The sequence below is a fragment of the Rhodocytophaga aerolata genome (genome assembly GCF_030503435.1).
GTDB classification, from domain to species: Bacteria; Bacteroidota; Bacteroidia; order Cytophagales; family 172606-1; genus Rhodocytophaga; species Rhodocytophaga aerolata.
The window spans coordinates 207,697-225,251 of the sequence record NZ_JAUKPO010000006.1; the positions used below are offsets into that span (position 1 = coordinate 207,697).

Genomic DNA, 17,555 nt, shown 5'->3' on the forward strand with positions numbered 1-17,555 from the left:
ACTAGTCATTAATCATTACTCATGCTTCGTAACTACCTTATTATCACCTGGAGAAACCTACTAAAAAATAAGTTGTTCTCTGCTGTCAATATTACAGGATTGGCTATTGGGATGGCTGCCTGCTTGCTTATTCTGCAATATGTAAGCTTTGAACTGGGGTATGATAGTTTTCATAAACAGGCTGACCATATTTACCGGATTGAATCTGAACATTTTCAGGAAGGTATAGTAACCCAGAAGCGTGGAACTGGTGTGATTGAAATCGGTGATGAACTAAAAAAAACGTTTCCTCAAGTACAGGAAGTAGTCAGGGTTTCTACCTGGACAGGTGTAGTAACTGCCCCTAGCACAGAAGGTATTTTAACTGCTTATAATGAAGATCAAGTATTGTTTGTTGACGCCTCTTTCCTGCGAACTTTTTCTTTTCCATTAGTAAATGGCTCACCTGATGTACTGGACGAGCCTCATGCTGTGATAATTACCCAAAGCGCCGCCTTGAAATATTTTGGTAAACAAGATCCCATAGGCAGGGAAATTATCATGGAAAACCACAACCAGGGGCATAAATTATCGGGTATTGTAAGAGGGATTTGCCAAGATGCGCCGCTTCAATCACATTTGCAATTCAACTTCCTGGTTTCGCGCAATACGCCAGGCCAGGCCGGGGGGCCTAAAACCTGGGATGCTTTTACCTATTTGTTAGTATCGCCTGGCACTAATACACAGCCATTACAGGATAAATTAGCATCGTTCATTAAAACACATCAAGATGGAGGGACTTCGTCTATTAACTACTTCTTGCAACCTTTATCGGCTATTCATTTATATGCTGGCTTAGCCGAAGATATCAGCCGGCAGGGAGATAGCAGGATCGTCTGGTTTCTGGTGTGTATTGCGGTATTAGTGTTATTTATTGCCTATATTAACTATATCAATCTGTCTACGGCTAAAGCGCTAGAGCGGGCTAAAGAAGTAGGCATCCGGAAAGTAATGGGTTCGATGCGGATTCATTTGATGAAGCAGTTTTTCCTGGAATCATTGCTGCTAAATTTGCTAGGCTTAATTTTCGCTTTAACCATTGTTCAATTTACTTTGCCTTGGTTTAAAGAACTTGTAGGAATAGCCATCCCTTTTACCCTTTGGCAGCAATACCCTTTTATACCCATACTCTTGCTATTCACCTTCATTGGCGCTTTGTTATCCGGGTTTTATCCGGCACTCATACTTTCCGCTTACCAGCCCATGCAAGTATTAAAAGGGCAGTTGTATAAGACAGGGAAAGGCTTACGGTTAAGAAAAGTGCTCGTATTCTTCCAGTTTGCAGCTTCGCTGGTGCTGACGATTGGTACTTTTGCTGTTTACCGGCAGGTAAGCTACATGCATGCCAAAGATTTGGGAATGAACATAGAACAAACCTTAATTGTAGCAGCTCCTCAAAGCAGGCGCGATAGTCCGGAAGAGGAAAGCAAGTTTCTGCGGAAACTTGCAAACTTTCAGACGCAGGTACGTACGTATGCGGGTATTAGCAGCTTTACTACGTCTTCTACCATTCCGGGGAAAGAAGTAAGCTGGTATAACCGGATTATCCGGAGACCAGATGCCCCTGATGAAGAAGTGGTACGCTACCACACACTTGCCATAGGCCCGGAGTTTATTGATCAGTTTGGTATAAAACTTATTGCCGGAGAAAAATTTTCTGTCAATAGTGTTAAGAGCGAAAACAGTATAATTCCTATTATGATTAATGCAGCTGCTCTGGCACCCTTAGGTTTTGTTACACCAGCGCAAGCTATTGGGCAAAACATTTATTCGCGGAACGGCCGGGGTAGAACTTTCAAACTGGAAATTATAGGCGTACTGCAGGATTTTCATAACCGTTCCTTGAAAGAAAAGCATGAGCCAATGATTTTTTACAGCCAGGACGGCTCGAGTATAGAGTATTTTGCAGCGAAAGTAAATCCTGAAAACATTAAGCAAACCGTTCAGCAGCTAGAAACAACGTTCAAAAATACCTTTCCCAGTAGCCCATTTGAGTACTTCTTCCTGGATGAGTTCTTTAACCGGCAATATCAGCAAGACGAACAATTTGAAAAGGTGTTTTCCTTTTTCTCAAGCCTTGCTGTATTAGTGGCCTGTATGGGGCTGTTTGGCTTATCTTTATTAACTACCAGGCAGCGTACGAAAGAAATAGGCGTACGCAAAGTATTAGGTGCTTCAGTTTATAGTATTCTTTCACTCCTAACAAGCGACTTTATAAAGTTGATTCTGTTGGCCAATGTATTTGCCTGGCCAGTGGCTTACTGGGGAATTAGCAGGTGGTTAGAGAATTATGCCTTCCGCATAGAAATCAGTGCTTTTCTGTTTATTCTGCCTACCTTACTGATTTTAGTAACAGCTTTGGTAACAGTAAGTATACAAACGATGAAAGCGGCCAGAGCTAATCCGGCAAAAGCGCTTAACTATGAGTGAGGCATGGTATAAAATATTCATTCATCAACAGTCATTAATTATAAATTATGCTTCGTACCTATCTCGCAAGTGCCCAGAGAATCCAGTAAATCCCGGTAACCTATGAATACTCCCTTGAACGGGTGGCAATAAGCGTTATATTTAGAATAAAACAGATTTTTTATGACAGGTAAAAAGTACGTAAAATGTTTACTACTGCTGCTGTGTACAGGCATTTTTTTGACTAGTTATAGTCAGCCTACTAGTACAAGCTCTATTAATAAAGCGCAGGTAGCAGCCAAGCTTGAAAAACGAATACCTCAGCTGTTAGATAGTGCTGTTATTCCAGGTATTGCACTGGCAGTCATTAGTGAGGGCAAAGTGATCTATACAGGCGGGTATGGGGTAAAGAGTGCAGAAACCAAAGAGAGGGTAACGAATACTACCGTGTTTGATGCAGCTTCTTTAAGTAAACCTGTTTTTGCCTATGCTGTGTTGAAATTTGTAGAGTCTGGTTTACTGGAGTTAGACAAACCCTTGTATCAATATTTGCCCTATGAGGATATACAGCAGGATAACCGGTACAAGCAAATTACTGCCCGCATGGTGTTGAGTCATTCTAGTGGTTTCCCCAACTGGCGGGGTGGAGATTCGCTGCGGATTCATTTTGAGCCAGGCAAGCAGTTCCGGTATTCCGGGGAAGGATTTGTGTATTTGCAAAAGGTGATAGAAAAACTTACCGGTAAGGCGCTGAATGAAGTAATGGCGGAAAACGTATTTACACCCTTAGGCATGAGCCGGAGTAGCTATGTATGGAAGCCGTTGCTGAATGATGATTTTGCCTTGCCCCACGATGGTTTTCTGAAGGTGATGGACAAAAACAAACCTCAGCAGGCAAATGCCGCCTATTCTTTGCAAACAACGGCTGGCGATTATGCAAAATTTATAGTAGCCATCCTTAATGAGACCGGTCTTAGCAGGCAGACTGTGCAGGCTATGGTGTCCCCTCAGATACAGGTCCCGGAAAAAGCTTTTGATGCTTCCTCCCCTATGTCTAAATCTATTTCCTGGGGCTTAGGTTTTGGTTTGCAACAAGCTACCGATGGCAGTGCTTTCTGGCATTGGGGCGACAACAATACCTTTAAATGCTATGTGGTAGCGTATAAGCAAAAGAAAACAGGCGTACTATACTTTACGAATGGCTCTAATGGATTAAGCATTATTAAAGAAATAACCGGGCTAACTGTTGGAGGCGAGCAACCTGCGGTGGATTTTTTAGCTTACGACAAGTATACCGATCCAGGTATGTTATTCATAAAAAATATTCCCTCTAAAGGGGTAGCAAAAGCGATAGAGCCATTCTTGAATGCTGCCAGGAAATCTATAATAGCAGAGGAGAAAATGAATGAAATTGGCTATTCTTTGCTGCATGCCAAGAAAGTACAACAAGCCAAAGAGGTATTCAAATTAAACGTAGAAGCCTATCCTCAGTCGGCTAATGCGTACGATAGTTATGCAGAAGCCTGCCTGATGAATGGCGATTATAAAGCAGCGGCAGATAATTATCTGAAGTCTTTTGAACTGAACCCTAAAAATGAAGGAGCTAAACAGTTAGCCGATCAATTGCTTGCTCCGGAGTCGCAGAAGGGCAACACTACGCTTACTTTGAAAGGTTATCCGCAGGCAAAGCTTATCACCCTGGCAGGCAGTTTTAATAAATGGAATGGATTGCATACCCTGTTTTTCCGCAAAGGCAACGAATGGTTATGCAAGGTAGATTTACCTCCGGGAACCTATCAGTACAAACTTGTGGTAGATGGCGAATGGATACTGGACCCTGCTAACAAGGCTACCGCCACGGAGAATGGCTATACAAATTCTGTATTAGTTGTAAAATAAGCATTACTTACCTATACTTTAGTCCTTACTCTCTTCATGCTTCGCAATTACCTCTTTACTGCTTCCCGGGCTTTGCTGCGTTACAAATCGTTTTCTGTTATTAATGTAACAGGCTTGGCAGTTGGCATGGCGGCTTTTCTGCTGATTGTGCAATACATCCGCTACGAACTCACCTACGACGCGTTTCATGAGAAGGGTGAGCGGATATACCGGGTGGGTACTAATTTCTACCGCGAAGGTATACCTGCTCAATATGCAGCTACCTTTCTGGGACTCGGGCCGGCTATGAAAGCAGATTTTCCGGAAGTAGCGGCCTTTACCAGACTAAGCTTCCGCAGAAGTATTGTATCCTACCAGAATCAGGCATTCACTGAAGAGAATTTATTCTTTGCAGATGCAGACCTTCTGAACATATTCACCTTACAGATGCAGCAGGGGAGTAATGCACCAGGCTTACAAGCTCCTAATGAAATTCTGCTTTCCCAGTCTGCGGCTAAAAAATATTTCGGAAAGGAGCAGGCAGTAGGGAAGGTACTTACCCTAAAAACTCGGTTGCTGGAGCAGGATGTAACAGTGAAGGGTGTGTTTGCCGATTTGCCCTCTAATTCACATGTCCCTATTGATTTCCTGGTTTCCATACAAACATTGGCAAGCCATATAGGCAACGAACGGTTAAACGGGTGGGATAGTATCGATCATTTCACCTATATCCTGCTGGCTCCCGGCACAGATGTGCCAAACCTACGTGCTAAGCTTCCCGCTTTTATTGATAAATACTTAGGCAAAGTTTGGAATGAAGGTCCAGGATTGGGTATCGGGCAGAACCGGACTGAGCTTGTGTTGCAACCGCTGCTGGATATACACCTGCACTCCGACCTGCAAAATGAAGCAGAGGCCAATGGAAATATAGCTACTGTCCGCCTATTGATGCTGGTGGCCTTTTTTATTCTGCTATTGGCCTGTATAAATTACGTCAATTTATCTACAGCCCGTGCCTTGGAGCGGGCCAAAGAAGTAGCTGTACGGAAAGTAATTGGAGCCAGCCGTAAGCAGCTAAGCAGTCAGTTCTTCTTTGAAGCGCTGCTACTAAACTTTGCCGCCCTTTTGCTGGCCTTTACTTTGGTACAACTAGCCGGTCCCTGGCTAAATAAGGTAGCTGCCAAACCTTTCTATGTGTTCAAATGGCTGGATACAGGTTTGTGGCTTTCCTTGAGTGGAGTATTCTTAGCCGGATCTTTTTTGTCTGGTATGTATCCGGCTTACCTGCTTTCGTCCTTCAAACCAGTACTGGCCCTTAAAGGAAAAATGCACCAGTCATTCAGTATATTTTCATTCAGACGGATATTGATTATGCTGCAATTTGTAGTAGCCGTGCTGATGGTGGCCGGAACGTATACTGTTTACAGGCAAATGCAGTTTATGCAGACATCCGACCTGGGTATGAACATAGACCAGCTGCTGGTAGTAAAAGCTCCTTCGCTGAAAGTAGCCGATTCTGTAGCCGGTAACAAGGCGGCTGTGTTCAAACAAGAGCTTCTTTCGCAGGCTGCCATTGCTACCGTTACGGTTTTTTCTTCTGTACCTAACGCCGGTATGTATGGTACCATTGGTGCCGTTGGCAGGGTAGGCACTGTGCCGGCAGAGGTAGGACATATGTTTCATCATGTACAGGCAGATATTGATTTTATGCGTACTTATGCTATGAAGTTACTGGCCGGCAGGAATTTTACTAAAGACCTGTCTACCGAAAAAAACAGCCTGATTTTAAGCGAAGCAGCTATAAAAGTATTGGGCTTTCAAAGTCCGGCAGAGGCAGTAAACCAGCGGATACTTTATGAGGGTGAAAAAACTATTATAGGAGTTATCAAAGATTTTCATCAGTATTCTTTAGCGAAAGAAGTAATCCCTATTATCCTGGAGCTAAGTGCCACCAACGCAAAATACTTCTCTGCTAAAATAACTCCCCATCTTCTTCCGCAGACTATAGCATCCATCGAGCAAACCTATAAAAAGCTTTATCCGGACAGCCCTTTTGAGTATTTTTTTATGGACGAACATTTTGCCAAGCAATATGAGGCAGACAAGCGGTTTGGATATATTTTTAGCTTATTTTCAGGGATGGCTATTTTTATTGCTTGCCTGGGATTATTTGGACTTGTTTCCTATGCTTCCATTCAGCGAAATAAAGAAATAGGTGTACGGAAAGTATTAGGTGCGTCTGTTTCTTCTATTTTACTATTACTAGCCAAGGATTTTATGAAGCTGGTGTTATGGGCAAACCTAATTGCCTGGCCTATTATCTACTGGAGTATATACACATGGCTTTCCGGGTATGCGTACCATACACCTATTCATGCAGGTTTTTTTATTATACCTAGCCTGGCAGTTGTACTAATTGCTTTTCTGACTATTTTCTACCAAACTTTAAAATCTGCTAAAGAAAACCCGGTGAAAGCTTTGAGAGATGAGTAGAAGAGTGAAATGAATGTACCTAGAAATTCAACAGGCGGGTTTAGTTATAAAATGCTTACAATAAAAAAGGCTGCAATAAACACTTGCAGCCTTTTTACAATGGTAGCTTTATTAAAATTTGATACCCATTTTCTTGGCCATATCTATAAACATTTGCGGATCATAATTTTCAGCACCCGGTGAATTTAGCTGGGGTTCTTCCTCTAACACAGGCGGTGCAAACGTCTCAGGATGTCCGATTACAAACTCCAATGGCTGACCATCTTCCGGATGTGGACCATTAAATATTAGCCCAGCTTGCTGATAGTCTGACTGGCTGAAAGAATAGAGTTTCAGATGCTCTTTGTTTTTCATAAACTGTAATGCTTCCGGAAACGCATCATTCTTAAGCTCTGGTACAGGCACCAGTTTCCTTACTTCTACACCAGTGAGTTTTTCCAAGGCAACTGCATAGGCAACCACATGCACACCTCCACGAACCAACAAATAGCCTAACATCTGACGGGCCGTAGGGTCAGAAACCATTTCGTAAACCCGCATTTTGTTAGCTCTGGCACCACACTCCAGGAAGAAGTTATGTAGCAAATCCAATTTCAGGTTACCACTGGAAAATACATTTGCCCCAGTCCAGAAGTCACCCATAGAATCCATAGGAAGAGCCGCTTGTCCGCTGGCAATGAAGTGCCGCGTATTGCGGGCATCTGTGGTGTCAGCCAAAGGCGTTTTAGTTGGATCGGTACCTCTTTTGGAAGTTCCGGTCAGAAGCAAATTAATAGCATAAGAAACAGCCTCGATGTGGCCGTATTCTTCAGCCGCAATACTGGCAATCAGATCATAAAATGGCCTAAGCCGGTCGCGGCCTCGGAAATTAAACGATTGAAAGGTGTAATTCATCAGAGTAGACATTTCTCCGAATTTACCGCCAAGTAATTCTTGAACGGCTGCCGCATCATTTGGCGACGGATTTTTGGGTTTTGGCAGGTCAACAGCCAGCCGGTCCATGCGTGAAATCATAGGAAAGTGGTTTGTTTGATTGAGGTGGTTTTAGGAGTATTACTTAATTAAACTTGGGTAAGAGATGCTTTCGAAAGGTGTACGGCATGGAAAAGAGAAATGTTGGAGGTTTCACCTAAAATATGTGCATTTACTAATTATTTTTTTGTAAGGCTATTTTTAATGCTATAAAGGAATAGTAGAACTAAAATGGTTTGTTATTTTTTGCAAAAGCCGGTTATGCTACTATACACTTACACGTAGTCTTTAATCAGCCGGCGTAGGATAAACAATATTCATTGGGGAGATACGCACAATTTTAAAGGGTTTGTTTTACTTTGATACAATGCGCTGTGTCATTCTGATACAATCTCAGCCAAATCTTAGTATGTTTATATATTAAGCTGCTGATATATAGATAATTGTATACATGGTATTATTCTAGCTACGTACTACCTGTGGCTTGCTTAGTGTATGGAAGTATGCCTGTAGTAAGGTATCTTGTACACATAGTTGAGCAGCCCATTATTTGTTAGTTGTAATAAAAATAATCCCCATGTTTCATAATTATCTCATTATTGCCTGGAGAAACATACAGAAGAACAAGTTGTTTTCTCTGATAAATATCCTTGGGTTGGCTCTTGGTATGGCGGCTTGTCTATTAATTTTAGAATATGTCGTTTTTGAAACAAGCTATGATACTTTTCATACAGAAGGCAATCGTGTATACCGGGTAGTTGTGCAATCGCCGGAAGACGAAACGTATGTGGCAACTGCCAGTGCTCCCCTGGGGCCTTTGTTAAAGTCGCGTTTTCCAGAAATAGCCAGCGTAGCCAGATTTTTATATACCAGCGGCGTAGTGCGTATTGCTCAAGCACAGGCAGTTTATAATGAAGAAAAATTTGCTTATGTAGATGAGGATTTCTTCCAGGTGTTTTCTTATCCCTTACTTACTCCCCAGTTCCCCGGCTTATTAAGCGAACCTAATACGATCGTGATCAGCCAGACGTATGCAAAAAAGTATTTTGGTAGTGAAAAAGCGGTAGGCAAAACACTTACGTTTTATGACCAGTTTGGCGAACATACCTGTACGGTTAGCGCAGTACTACAAGATGTACCCATAAACTCACATTTACAATTTCATGCTTTACTTTCTATTTCTACACTGAACACGACGAGCCAGTTCTGGGCTAAACTCAGCAACTGGAGCTGGACTAGTTTTTATACCTATGTGCAGTTAACCAAAGAAGCCAGTCCCCAGCTACTGGCAGACAAGTTTCCGGGATTAATCAAACAAGTAGGGGCAGATGAGAAAAGCAAGCTGGCGTTACAGCGCATGACAGGCATTCACTTATATTCCAATCTTCCGGCAGAAGCCGGCACCAATGGGAACAGCAAGCTAGTGTATTTCCTTACGACCATTGCCCTCTTTATACTTCTGATTGCTTGGGTAAATTATATTAACTTGTCTACCACACGGGCATTAGACCGGGCAAAGGAAGTAGGGATACGGAAAGTATCTGGTTCCAGCCGGCCGCAGTTAATCGGGCAATTTCTACTGGAAGCTCTTTTACTGAACCTATTAGCTATTGTTCTTGCCGTTACATTTGTACAACTGTGTCAGCCATTATTTAATACACTTACTGGCAAACCTTTGTCCATTGCCTTGTTACATACACATACACTGTGGCTCTTTCTTTTATTGTTGTTTATTGTAGGTGCGTTTTTAGCTGGTGCCTATCCGGCCTTTATTTTATCGTCTTTTAAACCCGCGCAAGTATTAAAAGGTAGTTATTCTAAAAATTTACGTGGAGCGAGCTTGCGCAAAGCCTTAGTCGTAATTCAATTTGCTGCCTCTGTTACTATTCTCACCGGCACATTTACCATATATAGCCAGCTCATGTACATGCGCAACAAAGAGCTAGGCATTAATTTGTCTCAACTCCTGATAATTAAGGCGCCATCTGTTCAAGGAGATGAAAAAGAGTTTGTCAAAAATGTGGGCGTATATAAAAATGAAATGAAGCGGTATCCGGCAGTAAGCCAGGTAACGGCTTCGCAAAGCATACCAGGCAGAGGGTACAACTGGTATTCTACCGGCTTCCGGCAACAAACCCGCAAAGCAGACCCTACCCGGAAATACAATGTGTTTTATGTAAATTCTGATTTTTTTGAAGCGTATCAAATCCAACTGCTGGCCGGGCGGACATTTTCTTCGGCAAGCCCAACCGATGGAGAAAATAAGGAGGTAATAGTAAATGAGATTGCCCTTAAACAACTGGGATTTGCAACCCCAGGCGAAGCTATCAATCAACCAATCTATAATGGCGATACCAGGGAAGGACGCATCATTGGCGTGGTAAAAGCGTATCATCATGAATCCTTAAAAACTACCTTGGAGGCGTTAATTGTCTTTCGCAGTGAGTGGGCTAACTATTTTACGCTGCGTATTAATTCTAACGAGCAGGCTGTGCAACAGATAGCGGCAACCATAGCAAATGCAAAAAAACAATATCAGGCTTTATTTCCAGGCAATCCTTTTGAGTACTTTTTCTTAGATGACTATTTTGACCAGAAATATCAGGCCGATCGTCAGTTCGGGCAAGTATTTGGCTTGTTTGCCCTGCTGGCAATTATCGTAGCTTGTCTGGGGTTATTTGGCCTGGCATCGTTCACTATCACGCAACGGACAAAAGAAATAGGCATCCGTAAGGTATTAGGAGCGTCTGAGAAGGGTATTTTATTGTTGTTATCCAAAGATTTTATTAAGCTGGTATTAATAGCCAACCTGGTTGCCTGGCCACTTACCTACCTAGGTATGCAACAATGGCTACAAAATTATCCGTACCGTATTGAGCTAAATGCCTGGTTGTTTATACTACCGGCTCTGTTGATCTTGTTGCTTGCTTCACTTACCATTAGTATCCAGACGATTAAAACAGCCAAATCTAACCCAGTTAGCTCCCTCCGAACCGAATAAGATAACTAAAGCTTACCATTCCTTATAGCTAATATGTAGATAAGCTATGTACCAGCTGGTTTGCCTGCAATAACTCCTTTATTTAGCATTACTTATGAAACAACTTTCTTTCCTTTTTTTAGCAGTAATTGTAAGCTGTTCAGAAAAGCAATTGTACGAGTCTTCCATACCGGCATCGGGTTCCGCAGCCTATGAGCAGTTGCCTGCTGAAATGGTAACGTATGATGCATTTGTAGGTGAGTATCAAATGCAGGGTGCAGATTTTGATAAAGTCCTCATTACGCAGGAAAACGGAAAACTCTATGTACAGGCAACCGGAGAACGGAAAGTAGAAATGTATCTGCAAGGAGAAAACTCTTTCAATGTGCCTGCTTTTCATGCACTTATCACCTTCAAGGCTTTGGCAGACAGCAGTTTTTCTGACATTCGCATCCTCTTAAACGGAACAGAGTTCATTGGTAAAAAACTATAAGTATGAGACATCTGCAGCTCTTTTCTACACTAGTGTCTGCTTTAGTGGTTATATGTATACTGGCTAGTTGCCATATCCCTTATCCGGAAAGCATGAGTAAAGCTGAACGTAAAAAGTACTATGATGCATATAACCAAGCGTATCAACCGAAGAGTGAAGGTAATACAGTACCGTCGGATACATTGCCGCCGGCCTCTCAAATAATAGCATCGGCAGAGGAATTATCTTCTGTTGCATTCAGCATTCAAAACAATAGTATTTGGCCACAACAGATAGAAATAAGTGGCAACATACTGGCATTTAATCCTTTGGAGACCCGGTATGTAGGCTTTGCTGCCGGCACAAAAGTTTATCAGTATAACAAGAAAAAGCCATTGGGAAGAGGAAAGTTTTTGTTTGAAATAACCGAACAAGACCTGAATAAATGTTTTGCCTTATTTAACTGATCCAGACAACACCCTTTGAAAGCAAGCTGGTAAGTAGCATTGTGTATATTCATAGAGCTTGCCAGCTTATCTGCATTTACTTCCACCTCATACATCATTTTTTATTTTAGCTTTCATTAAGCGCCTGTTTTATAAAGGCTTACCTATTGTTTTTGTAATCCGGTTATAAAGATTCCGGTATATCCGCTTTTTTGCGCTTTGCCGTAACTTGAATATGCTTTTTTATTTTGACAGATATTGATCTTCTCGTAGAACTTTATAGTACAAAATAATGTACTATAAGTAGAAGCAAATGGAATATAAGATATACTGGCTTTTTTAGTTTATTATTTGGCATGAAGGCATTAGAGCAAAATAAAAATAATAACAAACATAGTAACTTTATATTTCTTGAATTATCCCTACCAGTTCTGGTAGTGATTTGCAGAGGGAATCATCCTTTTATCCCTTATTCGCCAGTAGTTTTCTAAAAAGTCTTTTGAGTTGCTTACTGCCAATAAAATATGAATTATTTTATCGGTGAAGCAAATATTGTTTTGGTAAATTTGAAAAATACATAATTTTATTCAGTAGCAAACAGGTTTTTTCTGTTAGTGGCATTAGAATTGATGAAGTATTAGTAAATAAAGTACAGATAAAACTTAATAAAATACAGTACGTTTAAAGGGTTTTGTTTATAAAACAGATTTATTACTCATTGCTTATGAAAAGATTGCTGTCTGTGATATTGCCTTTGATTTTTATTTTTCTTGCTTCCCAATTCAAACAAGAGTATAATCTCAGGTCTGTATTGCAGGCAAGAACAGGAAAATTATGGACCGCCTGGTTCAGCAAATCAGATTCAGCTTCTCCTTTCGCCAGCCCGTATGCGCTCATAAAAGATACAAAAGAGCAAGTACTCCAGTACCTGAACAATACTAACTTATTTACCGCAGAAAGTCTCAGCTGGCAGTTGCCTTTTACCGGCGATACCACAGCTGAAGTAATTGTGCCCTTCCGGATTAACATGCAGGGCACTCAGCTGGCTGCTAAAGAAGTGCAATCCAAAGATGTAAAGCCTGCCACTATGCCGATTGTGGTTAAGCAAATAGTAAGTCCGCAGGTGAAGGCTATGGATTTTGAGTTGTATGAAAAAGCCATTACCGTAGTTAATAACAAACAAGGGTTACTCCCTTTCCGCAGCCTGGACACCTTGTCTTTTGCTTCTCTTACCATTGGTGAAGCGAAAGGGAATACTTTTCAGGAATACCTGGATAAGTATACGACGTTCCAGCATTTTGCCATTGCCCGGAAAGATACTTCCTCCAGTGCCTATGAATCTCTGCTAACAAAGTTGGCCGATTACAAAGTAGTAGTAATAGGCTTACATGGGCTCAATACTTCTGCCAGTCAGGCATATGGCATTCCTCAGTCTACCCGTACTTTTCTGGAAAGGCTCCGGAGCAAAACTACTGTAGCGTTGGTCGTGTTTGGTACACCCTATAGCTTAAAATATTTCGACCGCATAGACCATCTCCTGTGTGCATATGAAGATACGGAAGTTACGCAGACCCTTATTCCTCAAGTTCTTTTTGGTGCCGTTTCTGCTACCGGACGTTTACCTGTAACCGTGAGCCAGGCGTTGCCCGCAGGTACCGGTGAAACTACTCAAACCCTTAAGCGGCTTGGCTACACCGTTCCCGAGCGTTTAGGTATGCATACCCCTACCTTACAACGTATCGACAAAATTGTAGAAGCCTGCATTAAAGACAGTGTAATGCCTGGAGCCCAGGTTCTGGTTGCCAAGAATGGAAAGGTAATTTATGAGAAAGCCTACGGCTACTTAACGTATGACAAGAAAGAACAGGTAACCAAGAAAACTATTTATGACCTGGCTTCTGTAACAAAAGTGGCTGCTACCTTGCAAGCAGTGATGGCATTACAGGCCAAAGGGATGCTGAATGTGAAAGCAAAAATAGCCGACTACTTACCCGAACTAAAAGGAACGAACAAAGAACATATTGTTATTCAGGATTTATTGCTTCATCAGGCAGGGTTGCTTGCTTTTCAAGATCACTGGACGCGTACAAAAGTTGAGTCAGAATTCGACACTACGTATTATAGCTATGAGCTGGACGAAATGCATCCACTAGTAGTAGCTACCGGCTTGTATGGGGTGGCTACCCTAAAAGATTCCTTATGGAACTGGACTATCCAATCCAGATTGATGAAAAAGCCACAGCGTCAGAAATCGTATGCTTACCGCTACAGTGATATAGGTTTCGATATTCTCCAGCAACTGGTAGAGCGGCAAACCAACATGTCTCTGGATGCCTATGTAGATAAATATTTTTATCATTCCTTGGGCCTGGATGAACTGACCTTTAATCCGCTGAAAAAATTCAAAGAAAGCTATATTGCTCCTACCGAACTGGATAACAGGTTCAGAGGTAAACTGGTACGTGGAACCGTACACGATCAGGAGGCAGCTTTGATGGGTGGCGTAGCTGGCCATGCCGGGCTTTTCGGTAATGCGAATGATCTGGCTGTGCTCATGCAAATGAACTTGCAGAAAGGATATTATGGAGGCAAACGGTACTTCCCTGACAACACGATTCCTACATTTACCAAAACATACCAGCCTAAAAACCGCCGTGGCTTAGGATGGGACCGCCCTGAACCAGATGGCGGTGGCGGTGTATCGGATCTGGCTTCACGTAACTCATTCGGGCATACAGGTTTCACTGGTACTTGTGTGTGGATAGACCCCGACCAGGAGCTAGTATATATCTTTTTGTCTAACCGGGTATATCCTAATGCGGAGAATAATAAGTTAGCCCGCTACAAAGTACGGGAGAAGATTCAAAGTGTCGTATATGAATCTATGTCTACACCCAAAACTCTGGTGGCTGATGTAAAAGGAAATAAGCCCGAAACAAATTAGTTTGTTAAGGTTAGGGGAAGATAATCAACAGATGGTCTGCTTAGTCACTATCTGCTGCCGATTGCCAAGCTACCTTTCCTTCCAACGCATGCAATACTGTCTTTTTATAGGTGCGGCTAATAGGCAAGGTTATATCTTTTATCCGAAGTTGCTCACTGTTATACGATTGAATTTTACCGCTGTTTACAATGTAGGAACGGTGTATCCGCAGGAAAGAGGCAGGCAGCCGCTCATTCAGCTTACTTATTTTTTCCTTGGTCAGTAAGGGCCTGGTGGCCGCCGTCATAATTTTTACATAATCTCCCAAACTCTCCAGATAGGCAATTTCATCTTGCATTACTCTAACCGTTTGGCGGTCTACCCGCAGCAGTAAAAAACCGGTCTGTTGCTTGGCCATTTCTGCTTCAAAGCCCTGGATAACCCGTTGATTGGCAAACGACCGCCGGACAAGCAAAATAAATCCATATAAAAAAACAATGCAATACAAGGCAGTAGCCAACACAAATACATTAGAGGCAACTGGATTCATGTTCTTATACTGATAATTCGCCAGGAAAATGAATGCCAGGGTTATAACGATCATTTCCAGATATAGTGAAACAATAAGCAGGTAGATAGAATACAGAATAAACCGGAAAGTCTTTCGCTTGAACAAAAAGTGTGGTGCCAGATAATTATTAAAAAAATAGGCTGTCCCGACCACTACCGGTAACAGCATGGCTACAAAGTAAAACGATTCTAGATAATTACCATTTACACTGCCAAACACGATGGTGAGTACACTTAGGATAGCAACCCAGAACAATACATGCTTGAGTATCTTCATAAGAATAATTTTACCTTAAAAATGGTATTTGTTTCGTAAAATAGATAGAATAATCGATGAAATACAGGTTTCGGACCGGATTTTACATTGACAAAGCTATGCGTAGGGTCTTAGTTTTGGCCTAGATAAATTTTAATTAAACTGTAAAACTATGTTAGATCTATTGTTCCAGGGAGGAATCTTATTCATGGGTATTCTTACGCTGATACTGCTTGCTGTTTTTGCCATTACAGTAATATTGGCCTTACAACTTGTGGCGGGTAAAGTAAACTTACCTGACAAAACCCGCCACCAGTTAACGTATATTAAATCTGTAGGATTGTTTGCTTTTATATTCGGAATATTTGGGCAAGCCATTGGTTTGTATCAGGCATTTATTGACATTGAGAAAATGGAAAGCATTTCGCCTGCTTTGCTAGCTGCCGGGCTGCGGGTTTCGTCTATTACGAGTATCTATGGAATCATTATTTTTCTGCTTTCCTATTTACTTTGGTTTTCGCTGGAATCCCTATTGAACCAGCGAACAACGAATGTTAACGGAATTGGATGAGGTAAAAACAGCTATGGCAAGCATAGAACAAGAGCAGATCAAAGATACGTTTGCCTATCCATATTGATTTGCTCTTGTAAAAAATATACTCTCCTGAGAAGAAAACGATGGGAAAGACGTATCGCTTACTTCTTTTGGGCTTTATTACTTTCTACTTTTCCAGTATAGGTAAACCCTAATTTGTCCAGGCCTCTTTTTACATCAGGTGAGCTCATAAACAATTTCCAGATCAGGCCGGTACGGTGGTTTTCAATCATCACAATAATGGGGCCCTGGTCAATAGCCAGATGCGATTTGGCATACCAGTTATGGTGTTCACTAAAGGCATCTATAAATCCATATTCCGACCAAAGTTTATCGCCCAAATCGAAGTAGAAATGTTTCAGGGCTTCCATGGAGTATTCGGGCGTATAAGGGAAAGCTGATAAGGCTGCGGTAGGGGTTATAACACCCAGATCTTCTGCAGGTGAATGGGCTGCATACCCTACGTGGCTATCGCTGGCGGTAAGTCCCCAGCTGTTTTTGCCATACCCTTTGTATTTTTTAGGATTTTCCAGGCAGTGTGCCCGGTTTATTAAGGTATGATTGAGATTTTGTTGCCAGTAATCTGCATAGTTATCTTTTAATCCTCTGGGATCTAACCCCAGAAAAGAATAATGAGAAAAGAACAAAGGGCCTCCATAGTCGAAACCTAAGGGTAGTTTAATACCATAAAATTCCCGTTCATTCCGGAAGTGGGTACTGGCTGTCCAGCCCTGGTGGTATACATTCGGTTCAATAGAAAATTTCGGAGAAGAGGCCGCCAGTACATAGGTGATCAAGCATTCGTTCCAGCCACGTATTTGATGGTTCATGCTCCAGCCATTATTAGGACTCCAGTGCCAGTATAGTACATTCTGGCCACCTTGCGTATGCCAGTTCCATTCTACGCCTTCCCACATCCAGAGAATCTTATTGCGCAATTGTGTTTCTGTAGGGGTATCAGCTGTAAAATATTGTCTGGCACAAATCAAGCCCTGAAACAAAAAGGAAGTTTCTACCAAATCTCCTCCATCGTCTTTCTGGCTAAAACGAATTACTTTACCTGTTTCGCCATTCAACCAGTGCGGAAATACCCCATGAAAGCTATCTGCTTTCCAGAGAAAATTCACAATTTTTAATACCCGTTCAGCGGCTTGTTCCCGGGTAATCCATTTTCTTTCAGCTGCAATAATGATAGCCATCAAACCGAAGCCTGTTCCACCAGTTGTTACTACTTCTCCTCCATACTCAAAAGCCACGTTGCTGCGCTCTCTGGCCATGCCACTCACCGGGTGCCCAAAATCCCAGAAGTACCGGAACGTTTGCTTTTGTACCAGTTCCAGAAGCTCGTCGTCGGTTAATTTTTTAGGCCGCTGGGTAGCTGTATTTTGTGCAAAGCTGACACTTACAGTACATATTATCAGACAGATAGCCAAAAGAAGGAGATAGTTATTTTTCATTGCCGATAGGTGATGGAGCTTCTGCTGGCAATACGCAGTATACCACAGGTATACAGTCAACAGAA

Annotated in this window: 11 protein-coding genes; 8 read left to right on the forward strand and 3 right to left on the reverse strand. The window is 42.0% G+C overall.

Features of this window, described 5'->3' with window-relative positions:
- Positions 1-21: 21 nt before the first annotated feature.
- The 3 genes from Q0590_RS13090 (at position 22) to Q0590_RS13100 (ending at position 6,819) form a co-directional block, all read left to right on the forward strand.
- Complete coding sequence (locus tag Q0590_RS13090; protein WP_302037998.1) at positions 22-2,469, forward strand: ABC transporter permease; 2,448 nt, start codon at positions 22-24, stop codon at positions 2,467-2,469.
- A 162-nt stretch (positions 2,470-2,631) separates the two neighbouring features.
- Positions 2,632-4,347 (forward strand): serine hydrolase, encoded by a 1,716-nt coding sequence (locus Q0590_RS13095; protein ID WP_302037999.1) that lies wholly within the window; start codon positions 2,632-2,634, stop codon positions 4,345-4,347.
- A 36-nt stretch (positions 4,348-4,383) separates the two neighbouring features.
- Positions 4,384-6,819: an ABC transporter permease gene (locus tag Q0590_RS13100; RefSeq protein ID WP_302038000.1), complete on the forward strand. Its 2,436-nt coding sequence runs from the start codon at positions 4,384-4,386 to the stop codon at positions 6,817-6,819.
- Positions 6,820-6,930: 111 nt separating this feature from the next.
- On the opposite strand, the gene Q0590_RS13105 is transcribed toward Q0590_RS13100, so the two are convergent.
- Positions 6,931-7,833, reverse strand: coding sequence for a manganese catalase family protein (locus tag Q0590_RS13105; protein WP_302038001.1), 903 nt, complete (start codon positions 7,831-7,833; stop codon positions 6,931-6,933).
- 535 nt (positions 7,834-8,368) lie between these two features.
- Here Q0590_RS13105 and Q0590_RS13110 point away from each other — a divergent pair.
- From Q0590_RS13110 to Q0590_RS13125, 4 genes are all read left to right on the forward strand, one after another.
- Complete coding sequence (locus Q0590_RS13110; RefSeq protein ID WP_302038002.1) at positions 8,369-10,792, forward strand: ABC transporter permease; 2,424 nt, start codon at positions 8,369-8,371, stop codon at positions 10,790-10,792.
- A 94-nt stretch (positions 10,793-10,886) separates the two neighbouring features.
- Entirely contained in the window at positions 10,887-11,264 is a 378-nt protein-coding gene (locus tag Q0590_RS13115; protein ID WP_302038003.1) for a hypothetical protein, read from the forward strand.
- Positions 11,265-11,266: 2 nt separating this feature from the next.
- Positions 11,267-11,710 (forward strand): hypothetical protein, encoded by a 444-nt coding sequence (locus Q0590_RS13120; protein ID WP_302038004.1) that lies wholly within the window; start codon positions 11,267-11,269, stop codon positions 11,708-11,710.
- Between the two features lie 703 nt (positions 11,711-12,413).
- Entirely contained in the window at positions 12,414-14,633 is a 2,220-nt protein-coding gene (locus Q0590_RS13125) for a serine hydrolase (RefSeq protein ID WP_302038005.1), read from the forward strand.
- 40 nt (positions 14,634-14,673) lie between these two features.
- Here the strand turns inward: Q0590_RS13125 and Q0590_RS13130 are convergent, their stop codons facing one another.
- A complete protein-coding gene (locus Q0590_RS13130; RefSeq protein ID WP_302038006.1) occupies positions 14,674-15,459 on the reverse strand; it encodes a LytR/AlgR family response regulator transcription factor in 786 nt (261 codons plus the stop codon).
- A 151-nt stretch (positions 15,460-15,610) separates the two neighbouring features.
- Between Q0590_RS13130 and Q0590_RS13135 the strand changes: the two genes are divergently transcribed.
- Positions 15,611-16,009 carry a MotA/TolQ/ExbB proton channel family protein gene (locus Q0590_RS13135; RefSeq protein WP_302038007.1) on the forward strand — a complete coding sequence of 133 codons (399 nt, stop codon included), beginning with the start codon at positions 15,611-15,613 and terminating at the stop codon, positions 16,007-16,009.
- A gap of 125 nt (positions 16,010-16,134) precedes the next feature.
- Here Q0590_RS13135 and Q0590_RS13140 read toward each other — a convergent pair whose 3' ends face one another.
- Positions 16,135-17,490: a glucoamylase family protein gene (locus tag Q0590_RS13140; protein ID WP_302038008.1), complete on the reverse strand. Its 1,356-nt coding sequence runs from the start codon at positions 17,488-17,490 to the stop codon at positions 16,135-16,137.
- Positions 17,491-17,555 lie beyond the last annotated feature (65 nt).